This is a genomic window from Haloarchaeobius amylolyticus (assembly GCF_026616195.1).
Taxonomy (GTDB): domain Archaea; phylum Halobacteriota; class Halobacteria; order Halobacteriales; family Natrialbaceae; genus Haloarchaeobius; species Haloarchaeobius amylolyticus.
This window is the reverse complement of the sequence record NZ_JANHDH010000001.1, coordinates 104,960-125,382: the sequence shown is the minus strand read 5'-3', so window position 1 is coordinate 125,382 and position 20,423 is coordinate 104,960. Positions and strand designations below refer to the sequence as shown.

The following is a 20,423-nucleotide window of genomic DNA, read 5'->3' as shown; positions in this document are numbered from 1 at the left end:
GACTCAGTTGATGGTCGTGTGTTCGGACTCCTCGTTGAGCGCGAGGTTCGCCGCGATCTCCGCGTTCCGCATCGCGTACTGCGCGGTCTGCTGGAGGCTGACGAGCACCTCGCGGACCTGCAGGAGGTCGTCGTTGTCCATCTCGGGGAGGTCGTTCAGGATCTCCCGTTCGCGGTCGCCGATCTCGTGGAACAGTTTGCGGACCTCGATGGTCTTGCGGTAGTCCCGCTCCACGGCGGACTCGACGGCCATCTGGGTTATCTCGTCGACCTGCTCGGTGAACTCGCGGATGCGCCGCATCGTCCCCGACTCCACGTCGAGGGTGTGGCCCTCGGCCTCGAGGACGATCTCCGCGATGTCCTCGGCGTTGTCGGCGGTGAGTTCGAGGTTCTTCGCGATGGAGCGGTACCCGATGAGGGGGAACCCGGAGTCGAGCCCGACCGCGCGGGCGAGGTTCGGGTTCTGGTAGGCCGTGAAGATGAGTCGCAGCATCAGGACGAAGATCTTGTTCGCCTGGCGCTCCCGGTTGAGGGCGCGCTGGGCGAGGTCTGGGTTGCCGTGGGCGAGCGCCTTGATGGCCTCGCCGCGCATGGTGCTCCCGGTCGATTCCAGCCGGCCCAGCAGGTTGTCGAGCGTGAAGTCCTCGGGGTCGACCGAACAGCGGATGGAGATGCTCTCGGGGGTCTCCTCGATGACGCCGAGGCCCATGAGCTGGGTCTCGGCGCGGTAGACCGCGTTGATGTGGTCCGACGGCAGGGTCCCGTCCGCGTGTTCGACGCGGATGACGCGCCGGCCGAGCACGTACTGCGCCACGATGGCGCGCTCGACCGCGTCCGCGTCCAGGTTGTCCGCGTGGATGATGGCTTCCGACTCCTCGGTGTTCGCCGACTCCGGCATGACGGTGAGGGTCCCCTTCCCACCCATGCGGAGGGAGACCTCGTCGCCCTTCTCGACGCCGTGTTCCTTGGCCCACTCGGCGGGCAGCGTCATCGCGAGCGTGGACGGCCCGAGCCGTTGCACCTTCCGTGTTTCCATGAGGGTCCATAACCCGAGGATGACCTTATATCTGACTACCCAGTCATTATATCTCGCACCATGAGATAATACTTGGTTGTCTTATCATTTCTCGTGACGGTGCCACACCGACACGCGAGCAGAACAGACCCGGGACTCCGGCGAGACGGCTCTAGACGACCTTCAGCAGGCGATGCTCGTACCGACCGACCCGGACCTTCTGCCAGCCCTGCAACGATTCGTCGACCTCGTCGTCGTCGGTGTCGACGCGGAGCACGCCCACGTCGTCGAGCTTCTCGCGCGAGGCGACCACGGTCACGGTCGAGCGCCGGATGACCGCGGGCGAGATCTGGTGGTTGCCCCGGCCGAAGATGAACCCCTGGCCGCCGATGGGGGAGACGACGACCTCGTTCCGGTCGCCGAGCGCGGCGAGTATCTCGGACTCGGTCGCGTCGCGAACCACGACCTCGCCGTCGCGCCACACGTCCACCCCGAGGGGCGAGGGCTCGAAGCCGAGTTCGCGCTTGATGGCGCCGACCGTGCTGCCCGGCCCCAGCACGTAGGTCACGTCGGGGTCGACCTCGGCGGCGAAGCCGGCTGCCAGCGACTCGACGGTGCCGCCGCCGACCTGCTTCGAGGATTGGACCGCGTCGGCGACGGGGACCCGGACCACGGCCTTCAACTCGGTGTGGACCTCGCCGCCGCGGTAGGCGTCCTCGTCGATGTCGTTGACCTCGCGCTCGGCGACGCGGTCGAACGACGCGGCGATGCGCCCGGCGTCCCGCGGCGTGACTCCGAAGACCGAGGAGTAGATCTTCACGCCGGCCGGGACGCCGAGCATCGGCACGTCGCTGTCGGCGTCGGTGATCGTCTCGGCCACGTCGACGGCGGTCCCGTCGCCGCCCACGAACAGTACGAGGTCGACGCCGTGGTCGAGGAATGCGGCCACGGCGGTCCTGGTGTCCTCGGCGGTCGTCTCCGCGTCGGCGCCCTCGCCCGCGGGCGTGTACACGACCTCGGCGTCGAGGCCGGCCTCGGCGCACTCGGCTTCGCCCAGTTCGCCCGCCGCGGTCAGGACGGTCAGGTCGCTGGCGGCGTCACGGAGCGCAGCGAGCGCCTCGACCGCCCGGCCCGGTGCGCGCTGCTCGGCGCCGCGTGCGCGTGCCTCCTCGACCTTCCCGTCGGTGCCCTTCAGGCCGACCCGGCCACCCATGCCGGCGATTGGGTTGACGACGACCCCGATTCGCATACTCGCGCTTACGCCCTGCGGTGGAAAAAGGACCCGCTTCCCGGCGTCCTCGTCGGCCGCCAGTTCCCCGACATTCAACCGATGGGCGGTTGTCGCGTCGGCGTGGTCGGCACCTCGCCGGCGACCCGTCCTGCCCGTCGCCCCCACGCTGGATGTGAACGCTTAAGCCACCGCAGTCGGTACGCCCCCGATATGAACGTCCTACTGGCGGAACACGTCCCCTTCGAAGGCACCGGTTGGGTGGTACTGGTCGCGAGCCTGCTCATCACGGCGGGCTGGCTCTATCACATCTACACGAACTGACCCGACGACACCGCTATTCTCCTCGGTCACGTACCGACCGCATGGCAACAGAGCTACGCGTGGGGGAGCGCTCGGAGCACGTCGCGACGAAGATACGGGTCCGGCGAGCCATCGAGGACGTGTTCGTCGGCGGTGATATCGACGCGATAGACGACCTGTTCGCGCCCGACGTCGTCCTCCACCTCGACTGCTGGGGGACCGGCGTGACCGGCCGGCGCGCCCTGCAACGCCACGTCGAACGACAGCACGAGATTTTCGCCGACTGTGCCGCGACCATCGACTCGCTCGTGGTCGACGGCGACGAGGCCATCGCGTACTGTACCGTCCGGGGCCGTCACGCCGGGATGCTGCCGGTCCCCGGTCGCGGACCCTACGCGCCGACCGGCCGCCTCTTCCAGGTGCCGACCGTGTTCCGGTTCCGGCTGGCGAAGGGGAAGATCGCCGAGGTCTGGCGGCTGGAGGACGCCCTCGGCGTCGGTGACCAGCTCGGGCTCGGGGACCGCAGCCCGCGGGACCTGTTCCGGGCACTCGGGAAGAACATCCGCGAGGGGTTCCTCCGCAGCGGCGACTGACGCTCAGTCGGACGCTTCTTCGGGTGGGTCGACGCGCTCGCGGAGCCAGTCCGCCGCGTCTGCGACGACCGACGCGTCCGGCCCGGAGAGCTTCACCCGGACGTGCTCGCCCGGGTAGCTCCCGACCTGCACGTCGTCGAAGCGCTCGCGCAGTTCGGCGAACCGGTCGACGAGTTTCGACTCGGGCTCGCCCGCGTGGACGAACTCGACGTGCTGGACCTCGCCGTCGAACTCGTCGGCCACCTTCGCGAACATCGCCTTCATCTCGGTCGGGACGCCCGGGAAGACGTAGACGCTCTCGAGGACGCAGCCGGGGGCGACGCCCGCCTCGTTGTGCAGCACCCGCACCCCCACCGGGAGGTGGGTCGTCCCGGCGACGAGGTCGCCCGCGGCGTAGCCGCCGTGCTCGGTCAGCCACCGGGCCGCCTCCTCGTTCTGCTCGACGTCCCGGCCGAAGGCGGCCGCGACGCCCTCCATCGTCAGGTCGTCGTGGGTCGGCCCGAGGCCGCCGGTCACGAGGACGGCGTCGTACTTCGCGCGGCTCTCGTTGACGACCTGGGCGATGTCGCCGACGTCGTCCGGGATGGTGAAGACGCGCTGGACGTCGACCCCGCGGTCGGTCAACTCGCGACAGAGCCACGTCGCGTTGGTGTTCTCGGTGTCGCCACTGAGGAGTTCGTCTCCGACGGTCACGACGGCTGCCTGCATGGCTCGTCGTTCGATGCGGACGGTGAAAACGGCATCCCTCGCGGCCGGCCTGTCGGGTTCCGGCCTGCTGTCTGCGGGACTGGGCTAGCCCATGCCGGGGGGTGGCCCGTCGCCGTCGTCGCTCACGTCGACGTTCATGCCGAGTTCCTCGCGCAACTCGGCGAGGGACTTGATGCGGTACCAGTAGTACGCCAGCCCGCCGATGGCGACCAGCCCGAGGATGCCGACGGCGCCGGTGAAGAGGTAGAAGTCACGCTCCAGGTAGTACTTCACCGTGATGTTGCCGCTGACCTCCTCCCACTCGAGGTGGAGTCGGCCGTCCTGGATGGAGCGGTCGTCGGCCGAGGGCACGACCTGCCCGAACAGGAAGAACGAGGTCCGCATCCCCTTCGGGAGCGCGACCTCGTAGGAGCCCTCCATGTAGTTGATGAGTCGGAAGTTCTTCGGCTCGGCGGGCGCGGTGAACGCGAGGGTCCCGTTGGTCGTCCCGCCCTCGCTCTTGGGCAGCACGACGTGGGTCTTGTAGTTGGTCTTGTACACCTCGAGCTCGGAGCCCTTCACCGTCGTCCCGTTGGGGTAGCGGTACCGGACCGCCGAGATGTCGACCGGGTTCTCGTTGGAGAGCCCGCGGGTCCACACCTCGAAGTCCTTCTTCGAGACGTTGTCGAGGTGGTAGACGGCGTGGTACTGCCCGCCGGTCACGTTGACGTACACGTCGGTCGTCTCGTCGGTCTCGACCGGTTCGGGTGTCTCGCCCGAGTCGTCCCAGCTGGGCACCTCGTCCCAGGCGTAGGTGGCGTTGCTGTCGAGCTGTTCGTCGGAGATGCCGCCGCCGAAGATACTGGTACAGCCGGCGCTCGCGACGAGGAGCACCAGCAGGCCAGCGCCGAGCAGCAGTCGTCGGTTCATGGTCCTACGGGACGACGGCCTTGAGTTCGGCGGGCAGGTAGCTCCCGATGCTGGCGAGGAGGCCGGGCGCGTCGGTCTCCTCGCGGCAGATGATGGACTGCTCGAGCAGCCCGAGGCGTTCGACCGTCACGATGTCCTGGGCGTGGCCGGCGCGGTTGACCGTCGCGCGGACCTCGCCGCGGGTGGCGCTGTTGACGTTGACGCGGCCGGTGCCGCGGGTCCAGTCGAACAGCCGGTCGCGCTCGTCGTCGGAGAGCCGGGAGGGCTCGTCGCCGCCGTAGACGAACTCCATGGGGAGGTGCTGGACCAGGCCGAGGCGGTCGCGGACCTGTTCGGGCGTGCCGGGGCCGAGGCCGAGCTGGTCGCTCGGGATGCGGACCGCCTGGCCGGCGTCGAGGACGAACCCGTCGTCGTCCCAGCGCGTGAGGGTGCCGACGTAGGTCTCGCCCGCCTCCAGGTCGGGGACGATCTCGCCCCACTCCTCGCGGAGGACGTTCCGGGCGGCGACCGCGTCGTCGCCGGAGAGGGTCACGGAGGGGAACTCGTCGTTGCGAAGGCCGATGTCGTAGGTCACGTCGAGGTCGCCGACCGCGTTGTCCACGAGCGACCGGAGGCCGTCCATGGCACGTTCGCGGGCGTCGCCCTCGACGTACACTTTGGTCGCGAGTACGACCATTATGCGTTGGTTTCCACGTTCAGTTCGTCGCGCAGGGCGTCGATGCGGTCCTCCATCGCCTGCACGAGGCGCTGGTTGTCCATCGACTCCAGGGGCGACCCACACTCGGGGCACTCGAAGCCGAAGTCCATCGCCTCGCCGAACTCGAACCGGATGGAACAGACCTCACAGAGGTAGAACTCGTGGTCGCGTTCGTAGCCGTTCCGTTCCTCCAGGGCGTCGAGCAGTCGATACATCTCCTCTTCCAGATTCTCCGGGATGTTCTCGTACTGGAACGTCCAGAGGTACGTGAGCCAGCCGGAGTCCTCGTCGCGGACCCGGCGGTACGTCGCCAGGTCGTTCTCGTAGAGGATGAACAGCGCCCGGCGGACGTCGTTGAGTTCGAGGTCGAGTTCCTCGGCGAGTTCCTCGTCGGTGACCTCGCCGTCCGGGGGTGCAGCGGCGACCGGCATACCCTTCGGGCCGACCAGTTCGTGGAGATATTTTTGGATGACGGGGTCTTCCAGCAGTCCCTCAAAAGCCATTATGGTGAAGTGGGGGCCGTAAACGGGTTAAATCTTGTTACTCGTCGGGAGGCTTGCCGTCTTCTCGGTCCGCCGGCACGACCTTCTTCCCGGTCGACTGCGGGACGACGCGGCTCTCGGCGCCGGGCCACTCGCGGTCGAGTTCGCGCCCCTCGAACAGCCGGTCGAGGAAGACCGCGAGGCCGGCGACCTCGGAGTGGGGCTGGTTGGTCACGGCGACGTTCCAGTCCGCTTCCTCGTAGATGTCGAATGGGACCTTCTCGGAGCCGACGACCACGAGCAGTGGCTCGTCGGCCCCGTCGCGGGCGGCGCGGATCTCGGCCTCGACGTCCTGGACGCGCTCGCCGTACATCGTGAGGTGGGCGACGCTGCCGTCCCAGTTCCGGACCACGGCCTTCGTGGACTCGACGAGGTCGACGTCGAAGGGGCCGCCGAACCGGCCGGTGATGTCCGCGACGGTCTGGCGCGACTGGTCGGCGTTGTCCGGGTAGATGACCCGGTCGGCACCGAGGGCGCGCGCCGTCAGCCCGACGTGCGTCGTCATCCGGTCGTCACGGCCCGGGCGGTGTGCCAGCCGGACCACGGCGACCTCGGGTTCGCCTTGCATGGCTGTCGGTACTGGGAGCACCCGTTAGGGGGTTTCGCTTCGTCGCAGCCACGGACACCCGACACCAGTTTCTTCATGTCAGCCGACGAACCACGACCGATGCCACACGTCCCCAACCTCCTCGAACGCCTCTACATCCTCCGGGCGAACCGTGCGCCCGGTGCCATCTACGACCTGCTCGGCGGGGGTACCGTGAAGTCGGTCGCGCTCGCGGCCGAGTTCGGCGTGTTCGACGCGCTCGCCGAGGGACCGGCCACCGCGGGCGCCCTCGCCGGTCGCCTCGACGCCGACGAGGACTCACTGGCCATGCTCTGTCGGTTCCTCGCCCGCGCCGGGTATCTCACCCGCGACGGCGACACCTACGCGCTCTCGGACCTGAGCGACCGCTGGATGGTCGGCGACCCCGGCCTGGTCGACTGGTTCACCTTCTGGGACAGCGTGGTCTACCCGTTCTGGGACGCCAACGCCGCCACGGTCCTCCGGACCGGCGAACCCGACCAGTCGGTGTACGAGTGGCTCGACGACCACCCCGACCGCTGGCCGACCGCCCAGCGCGGCTTCGAGGCGGTCGCGAAGCTCGCACTCGACCCCACCCTCGACAACGTCGACGTGACGGGGCGGTCCCACCTGGTCGACCTCGGCGGGGGACACGGCCGGTACAGCATCGGCGCGTGCCAGGCGAACCCGGACCTCGAGGCGACGGTCGTGGACTCCCCAGTCGCCCTCGACGTGGCCCGGGAGAACGCGGCCGCGGCCGGGCTCTCGGACAGGCTCCACACTATCGGCGGCGACCTCCTGGCCGACGACATCGGGTCGGGCTACGACCTCGGATTCGCGTTCAACGTCGTCCACGGGTTCACGCCCGACGAGAACCGGCGGCTCTTCGAGCGCGCCGCCGACGCGATGGACCCCGGCGGCACCCTCGTCGTCATGGACCAGTTCGAGGGGGCCGGTCCCATCGCGACGGCCCGGGCGATGAACGACTTCATCGGGTTCACGTACCGGGTCCTCCTCGGCGGGCGCGTCTACCGGTTCGAGCAGGTCGAGGCGTGGTTGCGCGACGCCGGCTTCGCCGACGTTGAACGAATCGACCTCCGGCGCGCACCCGGCGTGACGCTCGTCACGGGAACGCTGCCGGGGTAGGCCGGGACCAGAACGCACTTACTCGGCGGTGGCGACCGTTGCCACATGCAGCTCTCCGACAAGCGGGTCCTCGTCACCGGCGGCGCGGGACTCGTCGGCTCGCACCTCGCGGCACGCCTCGCCGAGGACAACGACGTCCTCGTCGCAGACGACCTCTCGAAGGGCACCCGGGAGCGAGTCCCCGACACGGTCGCGTTCGAGCAGGCCGACATGTGCGACCCGGACGACGTGGCCCGGGTCCTCACCGAGGACACCGACATCGTGTTCCACTTCGCGGCCTACACCGACACGAACTACGACGACGACCGCACCCTGTTCGAGGAGAACGGCGAGATGACCTACAACGTCCTCGAACGCATGGACGAGGTCGGCTGTGACAGGCTCGCCTTCACCTCCTCCTCGACGGTCTACGGCGAGGCCCCGATGCCGACCCCCGAGGACTTCGCCCCGCTCGAACCCATCTCCATCTACGGCTCCTCGAAGCTCGCCGACGAGGGCATCATCTCGACGTACGCCCACTCCTACGGCATCCAGGCGTGGGTGTACCGCTTCGCCAACATCGTCGGCCCGAACCAGCGCGGGAACGTCGTCCCGGACTTCATCGAGAAGCTTCTGGAAGACCCCGAGACGCTGACGATCCTCGGCAACGGCCTGCAGGAGAAGTCCTACCTGCACGTCGAGGAGTGCATCGACGCGATGTGCCACGTGGTCGAGAACGCCGAGAAGGACTACAACGTCTACAACCTCGGCACCCGGACCACCACCTCGGTCAACACCATCGCCGACATCGTCGCCGACGAGATGGGCGTCGACCCCGAGTACGAGTACACCGGCGGCGACCGCGGCTGGACCGGCGACGTGCCGAAGATGCGCCTCTCCATCGAGAAGCTCTCCGCGCTCGGCTGGGAACCGACCCAGTCCAGCGACGAGGCGGTCCGGCAGGCGACCAGGCAGCTCCTCTCGGAACTGCGCGCCGAGTACGAGTAACGCACGCCCCAGTCTTCTTGGTCGCTCGTCGAGTCGGCCGGCGTATGCCCGGCCCCGTGTTCACACGCGGCGACCGCATCGAACTCCGCACCGTCGAGGACGAGGACCTGCCCCACCTCCAGCGACTGCGCAACGACCCCGAGCTTCGCGTCTTCGCCGGCGGCCCGCCGGAACCCTTCGACGAGCCCGACACCGAGGGCTTCCTGGAGTGGCTCCGCGAGGACGACACGATGGCCCTGCTCGCCTGTATCGACGGCGAGTACGTCGGTATGGTCACGCTGAAGCGCATCCAGCGCCCCCACGACACCGCCGACGCCGGCGTCCACATCGCCCCCGACGAGCAGGGCAAGGGGTACGCGACCGAGGCGTGTTCGCTCGTGCTCGACTACGCGTTCGACCAGCTCGGCCTGCACAAGGTCGGCGCGTACTCCTTCGACTTCAACGAGCCGTCGCAGGCGCTGCTGGAGAAACTCGGGTTCACCCACGAGGGCCGCCGTCGCGAGGAGCGATTCGCCAACGGCGAGCACCACGACGTGCACTACTACGGGCTGCTTGCGCGCGAGTGGCGCGCACGGCGGGACGGTTGAGGCTCAGTTGTTCGACGAGTCGAGGTTGAGCGCGGCTGCGACGTCGAGCAGGCCGGCACCGGACTCGTTGTCGGACAGGCCGATGTCCTCCGCCGAGTTCTTCAGCGTCGACCGGGCGTTCGTGTTCGAACTCCCGTTCGCCATCAGTTGCGCGCCGGCGCCGGAGACGTGTGGGCAGGCCATCGAGGTGCCCGAGAACGTGTCGTAGCCGCCCGGTATCGTGGAGTAGATGTCCGAGCCGGGTGCGGCGAGTTCGACCTCGGGGCCGGTCGAGGAGAACGACGAGAGCCCGTCCGAGGCGGTCGTCGACGACACCGCGATGACCTCGGAGTACGCGGCCGGGTAGCCGACGCAGTCCGAGCAGGGGCCGGAGTTCCCGGCCGCGGCGACCAGCAACACGCCCTTGCCGTAGGCGTACTCGCAGGCGTCCTTGACCGTCTGGGAGCCCGAGGACGCGCCGAGGCTCAGGCTGCCGACGTCCCAGCCCTGGTCTGCCGTGTACTCGATGCCGGCTGCCACGTCCGAGAAGCTCCCGGAGCCGTTCTTGTCGAGGACCTTGACCGCGTGGAGCGTGGCCTCGGTGGAGACGCCGACGACACCCTGGGAGTTGTCGTCCGCGTCGGCGATGCCGGCGCAGTGCGTGCCGTGGTCGTTGTCGTCGTCCCAGCTCGTGTTACAGCCCCCGCCGCGACAGCTCACGAACGCCTTGCCCGCCCCGAGGTTGGCCTCCAGGTCCGGGTGGTCGGAGTCGATTCCGGTGTCGATGATGGCGACGTCGGCCCCGTTGCCCGTCTCGCCGTTGGCGTGGGCGACCTCGGCGTCGACGCGGTCGACGCCCCACGGGAGCGTCTGGCTCGTGTCGCCGCCACCGCCGCCGTCCTTGCAGTCCGGCCACGGGCTACAGCTCCCCGGCGGCGCCCGCGTCCCGGGCCGCGTCGGGATGGCGTGCATGAGGCCGTTGCGCTCGACGTACCGGACGTTCGGGTTCTTGCGCAGGCCCTTCACCGCGTTCGGGGATACCTCGATGGTCATCGCGTCGAAGGTGAAGCGCCGGACGACCGACGACGCGGCGCGCTCGGCCGCGCGTCGTCCGCCTGGGCCGTCGAAGCCGACGTTCACCTCGACGGTGTCGCCCGCCGCCTGCGAGACACCCGCGAGTGCCGCCGCCGTGAGTGTGCCCCCTGTGGTCTTGAGCAATCGCCGCCTCGAGACGTGCTTGCCATCTCGTGCCATGACAACAATTACCACTCACCGTTGGTGATTAAATCTTCGGATTTCTGAGGCTGTAGACGCCGCTGAGCGGTTAGCACACCGACACGTCGGTGAAGCGGGGGACCAGAAGCAGTTAGTTATCCGAGGAGTCGAGGCCGAGCGAGGCGGCCACGTCGAGCAGGCCGGCCCCGGACTCGTTGCTGGCGAGGCCGATGTTCTCCGCCGTCGAGGTCAGCTGGTCGCGGGCCTCGGAGTTGGTGTAACCGTTCGCCATCAGCTGACCGGCGGCGCCAGCGACGTGCGGGCAGGCCATCGAGGTGCCCGAGTAGGTGTCGTAGCTGCCGTTGGACGCGATGGAGGAGTAGATGTCCGTCCCGGGTGCGGCGATCTCGACCTCGGGGCCGGTCGAGGAGAAGTCCGACAGGGTGTCGTCGGAGGCCGTCGAGGAGACGGCGACGACCTCGGGGTAGGCCGCCGGGTAGCCCACACAGTCAGAACAGGGGCCGTCGTTCCCGGCTGCGGCGACGAGGAACACGCCCTTGTTCACGGCGTACTGGCAGGCGTCCCGCAGCGTCGAGGAGCCGGAGGAGCCGCCGAGGCTCATGCTCCCGACGTCCCAGCCCTGGTCGGCGACGTACTCGACGCCGGCCGCGATGTCGGAGAACGAGCCGGAACCACACTTGTCGAGGACCTTGACGGCGTGCAGTGTCGCCTCGGTGGAGACGCCGACGACGCCCTCGGTGTTGTTGACGGCGTCGGCGATGCCGGCACAGTGTGTCCCGTGGTCGTTGTCGTCGTCCCAGGACTCGTAACACGTGTTGTCTGCCGGCTTCGCGCCGAAGCGGCAGCCGCCCTTGGTACTGCAGGCGACGTAGGACTTGCCCGCGCCGAGGTTGGCCTGCAGGTCGGGGTGGTCCGAGTCGATGCCCGTGTCGAGGATGGCGATGTCGGCGCCCGCGCCCGTCTCGCCGTTGGCGTGGGCGACCTCACCGTCGGTGCGGTCGACGCCCCACGGGAGCGTCTGCCCGAGGGCGTGCATCGTCCCGTTCTTCTCGACGTAGCGGATGTTCGGGTTCCGCTCCAGCGCCTCCGCGGACTTCTTCGAGAGCCGGATGGTGGCCGCGTCGAAGTTGAACTCCCTGACCACGTCGTCGGCCGCGCTGAATGCGGCACTGCGACCGCTCGGGCCGTCGAAGCCGACGTTGACCTCTACCTTGTCTGTCGGCTCGGCCGCACCGAGACCCACGAGTCCGGCACTCGCGAGTGCCCCGGTGGTCGCTTGCAGCATGGTACGCCGTGACGGTTGGCTGTCTTTATCAGACATGCAAGCCAACGGTAATCAGCGTTGGTTATTTAACTCTTTCGTCTGTTTCGGCCGGATACCAAAGAACCGGGGTCCAGACGCCTCTCTGGTGCATTTGAACGGTTGGCTGGTACTGTTGCACACGGAGGTTGCAGAGACGAACGGCCTCCTTCCCGCGCGACCGTGCCGACTCTCGGCGGGACGGTGACCACGTCCGGCGGCGGGAACGACGGGAGGGGAAGCGTCTGTGGGGGCGGTTCAGGTGTCGTCGCTCGAATCGAGCCCGAGCGACGCGGCCACGTCCAGCAGGCCGTTCCCGGACTCGTTCTCGGCGAGGCCGATGTCCTCGGCGGTCGAGCCGAGGGTACTGCGGGCCTCCGACGCGCTCTGGCCGCTGGCCATCAGGTGGCCGCCCGCGCCGGCGACGTGTGGGCAGGCCATCGAGGTGCCCGAGAAGGTGGCGGTCCCGCCGGGGACCGTCGAGGTGATGTCGGAGCCGGGCGCGGCGATCTCGACCTCGGGGCCCTGGCTGGAGAAACTGGAGAGTTCGTCGTTCTGGTTCGTCGAGGAGACCGCGATGACCGTGTCGTAGGCCGCAGGATAGCCGACGCAGTCGGTACAGGACCCGTCGTTGCCGGCGGCCGCGACGAGCAACACGCCCGCGTCGGCCGCGTACTGGCAGGCGTCCTTGACGGTCTGGGAACTCGACCCGCCGAGGCTCATGCTGGCGACGTCCCAGCCCTGGTCGGCGACGTACTCGATGCCGGCCGCGATGTCGGAGTACGACCCGGAGCCGGCACAGTCGAGGACCTTGACGGCGTGGAGTGTCGCCTCGGTGGTGACGCCGACCACGTCCTCGGTGTTGTCGTCCGCCCCGGCGATGCCGGCACAGTGGGTCCCGTGGTCGTTGTCGTCGTCCCACGGTTCGTAGCAGTCGTTGCTGTTCCCGGAGAAGAAACAGGCGAAGCCGCCGTCACCGCAGCCGGTGACCGCGTAGCCCTCCCCGAGGTTGGCCTGCAGGTCGGGGTGGTCCGAGTCGATGCCGGTGTCGATGATGGCGATGTCTGCACCGCTTCCGGTTTCGCCGTTCGCGTGTGCCACGTCCGCGTCGACCCGGTCGACGCCCCAGGGTTCGGTCTGGGCGATGGCGTGCATCTCGCCGTTCTCCTCGACGTACCGGACGTCGGGGTTCTTCCGGAGCCCGTCCAGTGCCTGCTTGGCGACCCGGATGGTCATGGCGTCGAACGCGAACTCGCGGACGACCTCGTCGGCCTGCTGGCGGACGTCGGCCCGGCCGCGGCGACCGCTCACGCCGACGTTGACCTCCACCGTGTCGGTCGGGGCTGCACTCGCGAGTCCTGTCAGCCCCGCCCCGGCGAGGGCACCGGAGGTCGTCTTCAGTAGCTGGCGTCGCGTGTGGTTGGTGTTGTCTGGCACCATACTAGCTCTGGTAATGGCCATTGGTAATTAAACTAGGGATTGACCACCGCCGGCCCACTGAACGCGGCGAGAAGGAGGGGACGCAGCCTCAGACGCTGAACTGGGCCGACGCCTCGCAGTCGGCGTTCGAGGCCGAGAGGAACGCCTCGGCGACGTAGGACCCGGGGGCCGGGTCCTCCCAGGCGCACTCGTAGGTGACGTGGTCGCCGGGGGCGACCGTCTCCTGTTGCAGCATCTGCATGAACATGCGGCCCTCGCTCCAGGTCCAGACCTCGGTGTCCTCGTCCTCGAGGACGATCACGTCGTGGGTCTGCCCGTCGGAGAACTGGAGCTCGACGGGGTCGGTGCCGGTGTTCTCGACGGTGAACGTGAAGGTGACGCCGTCGTCTGTCGCCGTCGCGTCGAGTGTGCCCGTGAGTGACATACGCCGGGGTACTGGTGGTGGTACTATAGGCCTTTTCCGTACAGTCGGCACATCTAAACCCGCCGTCGGCATACCCGGAACCCAACGATGGAGATGGAGTTCGAGCCGGACCGGCCGCGCGGGATGCTGTCGCCGGCGGACCGCGAGTACCTGCTCGGGATGACCGAGATGGCTCACGAGCAGTCGAAACGCAACGCCGAGGCCCGCATCCGGAAGCGGGTGACCAACAGCATCGTCGACTTCTACCTGCTCATCCGGACCCTGGAACGCAAGGACCGCCGCCAGATATTCGAGAAGGGGCTCGACGACCCCGCCTTCGAGTACGGCCTCACGGGGATGCTGGCGTTCACCTACATGGGCCTCAAGGAGTCCGGGATGGACTTCGAACACGTCCTCGGCCCGGCGATCACCCGTGCCGAAGAGGCCTACGCCGCCGAGGGCCTCGGCGCGACCGTCGACGTGGACGTGGACCTCGACGTGACGGTCGAGCGCCGGGAGGAACTGGACTCGGTCGCGGCCCGCCTGGAGGCCGGCGAGGCCGTCGCCCCGGACGAGTTCATGTCCGTGATGGCCGGCGACGACGCGGTCCTCGACCGCCTCGACGCGGTGACCCTCGACATGTCGAAGGGGACCCTCGGGATGGACGACGAGGAGTACGTCCAGCGCGTCGGGGCCTTCCTCGGGAGCGACCCCGAGTGGCTGGACGACGACCTCGTCAGGATTCGGGTCGCACAGTAGCGTCGGTCGTCTCCGGTCGGTCCTGCGCAGCGTCCTCCGGTACCAGCCGTCCCCAGAGCACCAGCAGGCTCGGGAACACCAGCACCGCGCCGACGAACGCGAACACGATGGCGAGGCCGATGACGATGCCGAAGCGCTGGAGCGACGGCACGATGGCGAGCGCGAGCACGGAGAACCCGGACGCGGTGGTCACCGCACTCCCGAGCAGCGCGCCGCCGGTCCCGCCGACGGTCGCCGAGACCGCCCGGTCGACGCTGCCGGTCCGGTCGAGTTCGTCGGTGAAACGCTCGGACATGTGGATGCTGTAGTCGACGCCGAGGCCGATACCGAGGCTGGTGATGAGTGCGGTCTGGGCGTTGAAGGGGATCTTCAGCAGCCACATCGCCCCGAGCACCCACGAGAGCGAGAGCACGACCGGGACGAGCGTGACCGCCCCGAGCGAGCCGTACCCGGCGAACAGCCGGTAGCCGACCACGAGGACCGCGAGGACCGCCAGTACCGTGACGACCAGCGTGACGACGACCGTCTCCAGCAGGCCGTCCTGGATGATGGCGGTGAGGACGGGCTGGCCGGTCGCGGTGGCGGTCAGGCCGTTGCCCTGTGCCGGTTCGACCGCGGCCTGCATCTCGTCGCGGACCTGCGGGACCGGTGAGCCGCCCTGGATGGCGACCTGCATGCGCAACGCGACGTACTCGCCGTCCTCGCGGGCCACGACCCGACGAGCGTCGTCGGGAGCGACCGCGTAGAGCCGGTCGTACACCGCCTCGAGGTTCTGGTCCGGCACGCCGTCGCCGTCGGTGTCGGCCTCGGCGACCGTGGACGCGAAGGAATCGTTCTGGGCCGCGACGCGCTGGATGGTCGAGATGGGCCCGAGGATGCGGGGCTCGCCGTCGGCGAGCGTGATGACCGTCTCGCTCTCGCTCGCCCGGTCGCGGACCTGCTGGACGCGTTCGAGCGTGTCCGGGGCCGCGACCGACCCCTGGACGAGCAACTCCGCCTGCGAGGACTGGTCCTGCTGGAGGAACTTCCCGTTGAGGTACTCGGCGTTCTGCCGGATGTTGTACTCGCCGGGCGCGAACGGTTCTGGTAACTCTTTCATCCAGTCCGGCGGCTCCTCGGTGAGGAAGTCGCTCCGGTCGAAACTGGTGTCGACCTGGGTCGCGCCGTAGGCCCCGCCGGCGCTGACGAGCAGCGCGACGAGCAGCACCGCGACCGGGGCGCGCTTCGCGCCGATGCTCCCGACCGCGAGCAGCCTGCCGACGCCGCGGCCCTCGCCGCCGAAGGGCTTCTTGCGCCGGTCGACGCCGAACCGTTCGAGCAGGCCGTCGACCTCCACCTTGAGCGCGGGGATGAGCGCCCCGAAGACGAGGAGGGAGGCGACGATACCCGCGGCGCTCGCCAGCCCGAAGTTCTGGAGCGGCGGGAGGGGACTGGAGAGGTTCGAGAGGAACCCGATGGAGGTCGTCACGGTCACCCAGACCAGCGCGACGCCGACCCCGGCCAGGGCGCGCTTCATCGTCGCGCCGACCGAGGCGTCGGGGTCGGCCTCCCGGGCCTCGCGGTGGCGCATGAACACGTGGATGGCGTAGTCGATGGCCAGCCCGATGAGCAGGATGGGGACCGCGATGAGCGTCGTCGAGAAGTCGATGCCCATCCAGCCCATGAACCCCTGCATCCAGACCAGCACGAGCCCGATACCGAGGGTGCTGAGGACGATGTCGACGAGGTCGCGGTACGCGATGACCAGCGTGACGATGACGAGGAGGAGCGCGAGCGGCCCGATGATGGTGAAACTGTCCCCGATGGACCGGCCCGTCTCGTCGTCGACGATGCCGACGCCGAAGACGAACGACTCCTCGCCGAGGTCCTCGGCGGCGATGTCCTGCACCGCGAGCTGGCCCGCGGCGACGTCCTCGGGCAGGTCGGTGCCGCTGGTGTCGGCCGGGACCGACTGGAAGACCAGCAGGACGCGGGCGTCGGCGGTGGTCGACCCGGGCTCGTAGTCGACCGGCATGAGCGTCAGGGCGTCACCGCCGGGGGTGCGTCCCGACGAGTCGGGGCCGAGCACCCGCCCGACCAGTGCGTCGACCTCGGACTCGTTCAGGGACTCGACGGCGGATATCTGCTCGTCGAGGGTCGGCGGCGCGGCGGGTTGGCCGTCACCGCCACCTGCCGAACCGCCGGCTGCTCCGCCGCCGTCACTCCCGGCGCGTTCGCGCTGGATGGCCGCGATGGCGACCGCGTTGGAGACGTCGACGACCGCCGGCGCCTCGGCGAGCGTCCCGTCGACCGTCTCGTTCTCACGCAGTGTCTGCTGGAAGCGCAGGGTCGCGAGCAACGAGTCCTTCGAGAGGACGTTGTCGCCCCGGACGACCACCTGGACCGTGGTCCGGTTCTGGCCCTCCGTCCGGAAGTTCTCGCGGACGTAGTCGAGCTTGTCCGCGGCCTCCGTCTCGGTCTGGAAACTGTCGGTCGAGGTCGACTGGTCGACCTGCGAGGCGGCGCTCCCGACGACGAGCGTCGCCACGAACAGCAGGACGATGACGACCTTGCTGTGGGCGACGATGGCCTCGGCGATGCGGTCCGCGTTCACGGCGAGACCACCCACCCGGGCGGGCCGGACGACGGTCGGTGCGGTATCATGGTCCGGGGTTCCACGGATGGATAGAAAACCGTTATGATAAACAGGTTAGTGTATAATCCGAAACGGATTATGATTTGGCGAGCGACACGACTTTACCCCGGTCCGCACTACCCCGGCGTGTGCAGATAGTGGGGTACGAGACCGAGCGCGAGTCGCGCTTGCCGGCGCTCGTGTTCGCCGCGGACGGCGAGCCGACGCGCCAGCCCCTCGACCCCGGGACCGAACTGGCGTACACCCTCGGCGACCGGTGGTGTGCGGGTGCCCTCGCCGACGGGGAACACCGGGCCTGCGACCGGGCCGACGCGCCGTACTGTTACCAGCACCAGAGCCGCTGGCCGTGTGCGCGCTGTACCGGGGGCTGCGACAAACCGCTCGACACCTGCGAGGAGGAACACGCGGTCTACCTCGCGGCGTTCGCCCCGGACACGTTCAAGGTGGGCGTCACCCGGTCCTGGCGGCTGGAGACCCGCCTCCGCGAGCAGGGCGCCGACCGGGCGGCCCACGTCCACACCGTCTCGGACGGGCGCATCGCCCGCCAGCTGGAGGCCGAACACGCCCGCGAGGTCCCTCTCCCCGACCGGGTCCGGGTCCCGACGAAGATCGCCGGCCTGGCCGAGCAGGTCGACGAGGTGGCCTGGGAGCGCCTGCTCGGGGAGTTCGACCCCATCGAGACGTTCTCGTTCGACTACGGCCTCGACCTCGCGGCGAACCCCATCCCGGAGACGCTCCTCTCGGGGACCGTCGTCGGGGTACAGGGCCGGGTCGTCGTCCTGGAGACCGGCGGGACGACCTACGGCGTCGACATGCGCGACCTCGTCGGCCACGGCGTCGAGGAGACGGCGACCGACCGGGACCTGCAGTCCAGCCTCGGCGCGTTCGTCTAGACCGCGACCTCGCCGGTGTCGACCGCGAACTCGCGCTGCCCCACGGTGAATGTCTGGTCGCCGACCGAGAACGACGGTTCGAGGAGCAGGCTCCCGTCGACGGCCAGCGTCGACTCCCTGTCCGCTTCGCCCCCGCCCTCCTCCGCTTCGGCACTCTTCTCACCGGGGGGTGCCGGCCCGGACACCTCGACGGTCCCCTCGCCCTCGCCGGGGACGACCTCGGTCGAGAGCCCCGACGGCTGGTGGTCGAACGCCGGCGGCCACGTCACCGCCGAGAGGGTCCGCCCGTCCTCGCCCCGGCGCAACTGGAGGTTACAGCCCGCCACCGAGAGGTCCAGCCACGTGGCGTTCTCGACCGTGAGGTCGACCGTGACGGACCCGTCCTCGCGGGTCGCCGCGACGTCGACCACCGAGAGGCGGTCCTCCACCGGGCCGAACAGCCGTTCGTCGTACGACCGGGCCGCCCAGTGCCCGGCGATGGGTATCAGCCGGAGGAGATAGAACCCGACGACGATAGCGAGACGAGCGAGGAGGTAGAACGCGACCATCGCCCGCCCCTAGTCGGACCCGGCGGAAAAACGTGGGCGACCGGGGCGATACCCGGAACGAATCCGAGAGCGCCTCGGATTCCCGGCCGTTGCTCGTCCGAACCGTCCGGACAACGCGCGAGAAAAACCCTTTTCGGTCCGGAGATGGAACCCGAGGGTATGGCAGACGACGAAGACCACAGCGAAGAGGCCCAGGGCGGAGAAGCCAGCGAGGACGACGGCGAGTCCAAGTCGTTCCGCGAGCGCGTCGAGGAGATCCGACAGCGCCGCGAGGAGGAGTCCGACGAGGACCGACGCGAGCGCATGGAAGAGATGATGGGCGGCGGCCCGGGCGGTCAGGGCGGCCCCGGTGGCCCCGGCGGCATGGGCGGTGGCAACCCCTTCGCCCAGATGATGGGCGGCATGATGGGTGGCGGCCCCGGCGGCCCCGGCGGCATGGGTCGTGAACAGGAGTCCGGCTCCGACAACGAGGAACTCGTCCGCGAGGTCCGCCAGGTCCGCGACGAACTGCGCGACCAGACCCGCGCCCTCAAGCGCATCGCCGACGCGCTCGAGGACCGGTAAGCGTACCGCCACTTTTTTGCCGCAGTCCGGCACAACTTGTGTGCCGACATGTCACTCTCGGCAGTGCTGCTCTACGCGGTGCTCGACGACCTGCCAGCGCTGCATACGAGAGTCGCCCTGTCGCTCCTCCCGGTCGCGCTGCTCGGGACGGTCGTCAGGGTCGCCCAATCGTCCCCGGCCAGTGAGCGACTCGGGCTGGGACTCGCGGTCATCGCCGTGGCGCTGCTTCTCGTGACGGTCTGCGACGGGCTCAGACGGACGTGGTCGGTCAGCCCCGACCCTTACGACACGTTGTCGTAGAGCGAGGCGAGGCGGTCGACCGCGTTGTCGATGCTGACGCGGTCACGACGGGCCAGACAGTTCTCCGAGAGCCGCTCGTGGTCGGCGAGGGCCTGCTGGATACCCTCCCGGAAGCCGGTCACGTCGCCGCGTTCGAAGTGGTAGCCGGTGACGCCGTCGTCGACGGTCTCGGCGAGTGCACCGTCGTTCACGCCGACGACGGGGGTCCCGCAGGCGTTGGCCTCCAGCGCGACGAGGCCCTGCGTCTCGACCGGCGAGGGGAAGGTGAACACGTCGAGTGCGGAGTAGAAGGCGGGCATCTCCTCGCGGTCGAGGAAGCCGAGGAACCGGGCGTCGACGTCGCGTCGTCGCGCCTCGCGTTCGAGGTCCGAGCGGGCGGGGCCGTCGCCACCGAAGACGACGGTCGCGTCCAGCCCTTCGGCGGCGGCGAGGATCTGGTCGAGTTCCTTCTCGTAGCCGTGGCGGCCGGTGTAGCCGACCAGCGTCCCCGAGAGGTCGTAGCGGTCCCGGAAGTCGGTCGGGTCGACGGGCCGGAACTGCTCGATGTCGATACCGTTCGAGACGACCCGGACCGGGGTGTCGACGCCGACGACATCGGTGAGGTGTCGGCGGGTCGGCTCCGACGGCGTGATGACGAGGTCGGCCCGGTCGTAGAACCAGCGCTCGTAGCGCTTGCTGAGCTTCTGGAGGCCGCCCGCGAGCGTCTGGGAGGGGGAGATGTACTCGGCGTACTCGGCGGTCGGCGTGTGGTAGGAGGCGACGAGCGGTTTGTCCTCGGCGCGGGCCAGTCGCAGGCTGGCGAGGCCGAGCGCGAACGCGGTGTGGGCGTGGATGACGTCGGCGTTCTCGACCGCGTCGGGGATCTGGGGGGCGCCGACGCGGAAGCCCTCGTAGAACGGGAAGGGGACCGACCGGACCGGGTACTCTCCGGCATCAGGAGAGTGGCCCTCGGAGTCGGGGTAGACCACGTCCATCCACCCGTCCTCGCGGTTCCACCGGTCCCGCCAGGACTTGATGGTGTAGGTCACGCCGTTTACCGTGGGGAGATAGGTATCGGTAAAGGCCGCAACCTGTTCTGTCATTATGG

The 20,423-nt window shown here is 69.0% G+C and carries 22 protein-coding genes; 8 read left to right on the top strand and 14 right to left on the bottom strand.

All coding sequences use genetic code 11. The features are described 5' to 3' along the window. Positions 1 to 3: 3 nt before the first annotated feature. Entirely contained in the window at positions 4 to 1,035 is a 1,032-nt protein-coding gene (locus NOV86_RS00655; RefSeq protein WP_267639292.1) for a phosphate signaling complex PhoU family protein, read from the bottom strand. 151 nt (positions 1,036 to 1,186) lie between these two features. Further along, complete coding sequence (locus NOV86_RS00650; protein WP_267639291.1) at positions 1,187 to 2,263, bottom strand: ATP-NAD kinase family protein; 1,077 nt, start codon at positions 2,261 to 2,263, stop codon at positions 1,187 to 1,189. Positions 2,264 to 2,607: 344 nt separating this feature from the next. Here NOV86_RS00650 and NOV86_RS00645 point away from each other — a divergent pair, with 344 nt between their 5' ends. After that, positions 2,608 to 3,138 carry an ester cyclase gene (locus NOV86_RS00645; protein ID WP_267639290.1) on the top strand — a complete coding sequence of 177 codons (531 nt, stop codon included), beginning with the start codon at positions 2,608 to 2,610 and terminating at the stop codon, positions 3,136 to 3,138. Positions 3,139 to 3,141: 3 nt separating this feature from the next. Here the strand turns inward: NOV86_RS00645 and NOV86_RS00640 are convergent, their stop codons facing one another. From NOV86_RS00640 to NOV86_RS00620, 5 genes are all read right to left on the bottom strand, one after another. Continuing rightward, positions 3,142 to 3,846 carry a competence/damage-inducible protein A gene (locus NOV86_RS00640; protein ID WP_267639289.1) on the bottom strand — a complete coding sequence of 235 codons (705 nt, stop codon included), beginning with the start codon at positions 3,844 to 3,846 and terminating at the stop codon, positions 3,142 to 3,144. An 84-nt stretch (positions 3,847 to 3,930) separates the two neighbouring features. Next, positions 3,931 to 4,755, bottom strand: coding sequence for a DUF5803 family protein (locus tag NOV86_RS00635; protein WP_267639288.1), 825 nt, complete (start codon positions 4,753 to 4,755; stop codon positions 3,931 to 3,933). Positions 4,756 to 4,759: 4 nt separating this feature from the next. Next, the gene (locus NOV86_RS00630; RefSeq protein ID WP_267639287.1) at positions 4,760 to 5,431 is read right to left on the bottom strand and encodes a DUF2110 family protein; all 672 of its coding nucleotides are present in this window, start codon (positions 5,429 to 5,431) and stop codon (positions 4,760 to 4,762) included. Further along, positions 5,431 to 5,955 (bottom strand): transcription factor, encoded by a 525-nt coding sequence (locus tag NOV86_RS00625; protein ID WP_267639286.1) that lies wholly within the window; start codon positions 5,953 to 5,955, stop codon positions 5,431 to 5,433. Before NOV86_RS00625 ends, NOV86_RS00630 begins: the two co-directional genes overlap by 1 nt. Positions 5,956 to 5,992: 37 nt before the next feature. After that, complete coding sequence (locus NOV86_RS00620; RefSeq protein ID WP_267639285.1) at positions 5,993 to 6,562, bottom strand: tRNA (cytidine(56)-2'-O)-methyltransferase; 570 nt, start codon at positions 6,560 to 6,562, stop codon at positions 5,993 to 5,995. A 99-nt stretch (positions 6,563 to 6,661) separates the two neighbouring features. Here NOV86_RS00620 and NOV86_RS00615 point away from each other — a divergent pair, with 99 nt between their 5' ends. From NOV86_RS00615 to NOV86_RS00605, 3 genes are read left to right on the top strand one after another with little or no spacing between them, the layout of a single operon-like run. After that, entirely contained in the window at positions 6,662 to 7,705 is a 1,044-nt protein-coding gene (locus NOV86_RS00615; RefSeq protein WP_267639284.1) for a methyltransferase, read from the top strand. 45 nt (positions 7,706 to 7,750) lie between these two features. Further along, entirely contained in the window at positions 7,751 to 8,692 is a 942-nt protein-coding gene (locus NOV86_RS00610) for an NAD-dependent epimerase/dehydratase family protein (RefSeq protein ID WP_267639283.1), read from the top strand. A 44-nt stretch (positions 8,693 to 8,736) separates the two neighbouring features. Next, entirely contained in the window at positions 8,737 to 9,279 is a 543-nt protein-coding gene (locus NOV86_RS00605) for a GNAT family N-acetyltransferase (RefSeq protein ID WP_267639282.1), read from the top strand. 3 nt (positions 9,280 to 9,282) lie between these two features. On the opposite strand, the gene NOV86_RS00600 is transcribed toward NOV86_RS00605, so the two are convergent. The 4 genes from NOV86_RS00600 to NOV86_RS00585 form a co-directional block, all read right to left on the bottom strand. After that, on the bottom strand, positions 9,283 to 10,512 hold the full coding sequence (locus NOV86_RS00600) for a S8 family peptidase (protein WP_267639281.1): 1,230 nt from the start codon (positions 10,510 to 10,512) through the stop codon (positions 9,283 to 9,285). A 112-nt stretch (positions 10,513 to 10,624) separates the two neighbouring features. Next, a complete protein-coding gene (locus tag NOV86_RS00595) occupies positions 10,625 to 11,815 on the bottom strand; it encodes a S8 family peptidase (protein WP_267639280.1) in 1,191 nt (396 codons plus the stop codon). A gap of 237 nt (positions 11,816 to 12,052) precedes the next feature. Beyond that, positions 12,053 to 13,234 (bottom strand): S8 family peptidase, encoded by a 1,182-nt coding sequence (locus tag NOV86_RS00590; protein ID WP_267639279.1) that lies wholly within the window; start codon positions 13,232 to 13,234, stop codon positions 12,053 to 12,055. An 88-nt stretch (positions 13,235 to 13,322) separates the two neighbouring features. Further along, a complete protein-coding gene (locus NOV86_RS00585) occupies positions 13,323 to 13,658 on the bottom strand; it encodes a BsuPI-related putative proteinase inhibitor (RefSeq protein ID WP_267639278.1) in 336 nt (111 codons plus the stop codon). Positions 13,659 to 13,745: 87 nt separating this feature from the next. On the opposite strand from NOV86_RS00585, the gene NOV86_RS00580 reads away from it, so the two are divergent. After that, complete coding sequence (locus tag NOV86_RS00580) at positions 13,746 to 14,396, top strand: DUF8102 family protein (protein WP_267639277.1); 651 nt, start codon at positions 13,746 to 13,748, stop codon at positions 14,394 to 14,396. On the opposite strand, the gene NOV86_RS00575 is transcribed toward NOV86_RS00580, so the two are convergent. Continuing rightward, positions 14,374 to 16,989 carry an efflux RND transporter permease subunit gene (locus NOV86_RS00575; protein WP_267639276.1) on the bottom strand — a complete coding sequence of 872 codons (2,616 nt, stop codon included), beginning with the start codon at positions 16,987 to 16,989 and terminating at the stop codon, positions 14,374 to 14,376. The genes NOV86_RS00580 and NOV86_RS00575 overlap by 23 nt on opposite strands. Before the next feature lie 170 nt (positions 16,990 to 17,159). On the opposite strand from NOV86_RS00575, the gene NOV86_RS00570 reads away from it, so the two are divergent. Further along, entirely contained in the window at positions 17,160 to 17,924 is a 765-nt protein-coding gene (locus NOV86_RS00570; RefSeq protein ID WP_267639275.1) for a DUF2797 domain-containing protein, read from the top strand. On the opposite strand, the gene NOV86_RS00565 is transcribed toward NOV86_RS00570, so the two are convergent. After that, on the bottom strand, positions 17,921 to 18,472 hold the full coding sequence (locus tag NOV86_RS00565; RefSeq protein ID WP_267639274.1) for a hypothetical protein: 552 nt from the start codon (positions 18,470 to 18,472) through the stop codon (positions 17,921 to 17,923). The genes NOV86_RS00570 and NOV86_RS00565 overlap by 4 nt on opposite strands. Before the next feature lie 159 nt (positions 18,473 to 18,631). On the opposite strand from NOV86_RS00565, the gene NOV86_RS00560 reads away from it, so the two are divergent. Further along, positions 18,632 to 19,036 carry a hypothetical protein gene (locus NOV86_RS00560; protein WP_267639273.1) on the top strand — a complete coding sequence of 135 codons (405 nt, stop codon included), beginning with the start codon at positions 18,632 to 18,634 and terminating at the stop codon, positions 19,034 to 19,036. Positions 19,037 to 19,084: 48 nt separating this feature from the next. Next, positions 19,085 to 19,336, top strand: a complete 252-nt coding sequence (locus NOV86_RS00555; RefSeq protein WP_267639272.1) for a hypothetical protein — start codon at positions 19,085 to 19,087, stop codon at positions 19,334 to 19,336. On the opposite strand, the gene NOV86_RS00550 is transcribed toward NOV86_RS00555, so the two are convergent. After that, complete coding sequence (locus NOV86_RS00550; RefSeq protein ID WP_267639271.1) at positions 19,318 to 20,418, bottom strand: glycosyltransferase; 1,101 nt, start codon at positions 20,416 to 20,418, stop codon at positions 19,318 to 19,320. The genes NOV86_RS00555 and NOV86_RS00550 overlap by 19 nt on opposite strands. Between the last annotated feature and the right edge of the window lie 5 nt (positions 20,419 to 20,423).

Bases quoted from the DNA above. Each gene is read 5' to 3' on its own strand.
- NOV86_RS00580 (WP_267639277.1), top strand. From the start codon at position 13,746: ATGGAGATGGAGTTCGAGCCGGACCGGCCGCGCGGGATGCTGTCGCCG.
- NOV86_RS00615 (WP_267639284.1), top strand. From the start codon at position 6,662: ATGCCACACGTCCCCAACCTCCTCGAACGCCTCTACATCCTCCGGGCG.
- NOV86_RS00590 (WP_267639279.1), bottom strand. From the start codon at position 13,234: ATGGTGCCAGACAACACCAACCACACGCGACGCCAGCTACTGAAGACG.
- NOV86_RS00555 (WP_267639272.1), top strand. From the start codon at position 19,085: ATGTCACTCTCGGCAGTGCTGCTCTACGCGGTGCTCGACGACCTGCCA.
- NOV86_RS00610 (WP_267639283.1), top strand. From the start codon at position 7,751: ATGCAGCTCTCCGACAAGCGGGTCCTCGTCACCGGCGGCGCGGGACTC.
- NOV86_RS00605 (WP_267639282.1), top strand. From the start codon at position 8,737: ATGCCCGGCCCCGTGTTCACACGCGGCGACCGCATCGAACTCCGCACC.
- NOV86_RS00625 (WP_267639286.1), bottom strand. From the start codon at position 5,955: ATGGCTTTTGAGGGACTGCTGGAAGACCCCGTCATCCAAAAATATCTC.
- NOV86_RS00620 (WP_267639285.1), bottom strand. From the start codon at position 6,562: ATGCAAGGCGAACCCGAGGTCGCCGTGGTCCGGCTGGCACACCGCCCG.
- NOV86_RS00565 (WP_267639274.1), bottom strand. From the start codon at position 18,472: ATGGTCGCGTTCTACCTCCTCGCTCGTCTCGCTATCGTCGTCGGGTTC.
- NOV86_RS00600 (WP_267639281.1), bottom strand. From the start codon at position 10,512: ATGGCACGAGATGGCAAGCACGTCTCGAGGCGGCGATTGCTCAAGACC.
- NOV86_RS00595 (WP_267639280.1), bottom strand. From the start codon at position 11,815: ATGTCTGATAAAGACAGCCAACCGTCACGGCGTACCATGCTGCAAGCG.
- NOV86_RS00560 (WP_267639273.1), top strand. From the start codon at position 18,632: ATGGCAGACGACGAAGACCACAGCGAAGAGGCCCAGGGCGGAGAAGCC.
- NOV86_RS00645 (WP_267639290.1), top strand. From the start codon at position 2,608: ATGGCAACAGAGCTACGCGTGGGGGAGCGCTCGGAGCACGTCGCGACG.
- NOV86_RS00550 (WP_267639271.1), bottom strand. From the start codon at position 20,418: ATGACAGAACAGGTTGCGGCCTTTACCGATACCTATCTCCCCACGGTA.
- NOV86_RS00630 (WP_267639287.1), bottom strand. From the start codon at position 5,431: ATGGTCGTACTCGCGACCAAAGTGTACGTCGAGGGCGACGCCCGCGAA.
- NOV86_RS00655 (WP_267639292.1), bottom strand. From the start codon at position 1,035: ATGGAAACACGGAAGGTGCAACGGCTCGGGCCGTCCACGCTCGCGATG.
- NOV86_RS00635 (WP_267639288.1), bottom strand. From the start codon at position 4,755: ATGAACCGACGACTGCTGCTCGGCGCTGGCCTGCTGGTGCTCCTCGTC.
- NOV86_RS00640 (WP_267639289.1), bottom strand. From the start codon at position 3,846: ATGCAGGCAGCCGTCGTGACCGTCGGAGACGAACTCCTCAGTGGCGAC.
- NOV86_RS00650 (WP_267639291.1), bottom strand. From the start codon at position 2,263: ATGCGAATCGGGGTCGTCGTCAACCCAATCGCCGGCATGGGTGGCCGG.
- NOV86_RS00585 (WP_267639278.1), bottom strand. From the start codon at position 13,658: ATGTCACTCACGGGCACACTCGACGCGACGGCGACAGACGACGGCGTC.